The following is a 795-nucleotide window of genomic DNA, read 5'->3' on the forward strand; positions in this document are numbered from 1 at the left end:
ACTGTGGTTTTAATCCACTGCTCGTCACGGTGTACTTGGCTTACTTTTAGCTGAATGCGGCCATCATCTAGCAGCAGAATATCGTCTTCGTTCACGTCTTGAATCAGCTCTGGGTAATCAAGCCCAACCATTTCTTGGGTTCCAGATTGTGCGTCAAGTGTGCCGCTCAGCGTGAATACGTCGCCTTGATTGAGTAGAATTGCGCCATTTTCGAAACAAGAAATACGAATCTTAGGGCCTTGTAAATCGACTAACACACCAACATAAGTATCGAGTTCAGCCGCAATTTCACGAACTAAATTCGCGCGGGCAATGTGTTCTTGCGCCGTTCCGTGAGAAAAGTTGAGTCTGACTACGTTCGCGCCTGCTCGAATCAACTTAGTTAGTGTTTCGCGGCTTTCACTTGCTGGGCCTAGCGTAGCCACAATTTTGGTTTTACACATTTGTCACCTCAATCGACACTTAAAAAGGAAAATAGAAATAGGGGGGGATTTTCTATCAATCTCGTAAGCACTCTTCGCAAAAGAACTTAAGACATTGGGGAAGTAAGCGGGAGTTGCCTCCCGCTTTAGTCAGGATTAGTGACTAGGGCGAGCTTCTAGCTCTTTTTCTTCAACTGGGTCGATATCAACCACTTTCTTCGCATTCCAAACTGTTAGAGCAAGAAGTAGAGAAATCACACCAGCAGCCAGCCAGAAATATTGCGCTTGAGAGAAGTCGTATTTAGTTACGCCATCAACCTCTGTGATTTTGATTAGAGAAGCTGACGCTAACTCTTGACCAGAAGCGGCGATG

Annotated in this window: 1 protein-coding gene and 1 pseudogene; both read right to left on the bottom strand. The window is 45.5% G+C overall.

What is annotated here, in order from left to right; genetic code table 11:
- Positions 1-443: pyruvate kinase (locus tag R7O13_RS26075; RefSeq protein ID WP_318305102.1), on the bottom strand; the 443-nt coding region annotated here is incomplete at its 3' end.
- A 135-nt stretch (positions 444-578) separates the two neighbouring features.
- Positions 579-795 (bottom strand): annotated as a pseudogene (locus tag R7O13_RS26080) (MFS transporter); the annotation flags it as partial.

Source organism: Vibrio sp. Y176, from assembly GCF_033438945.1.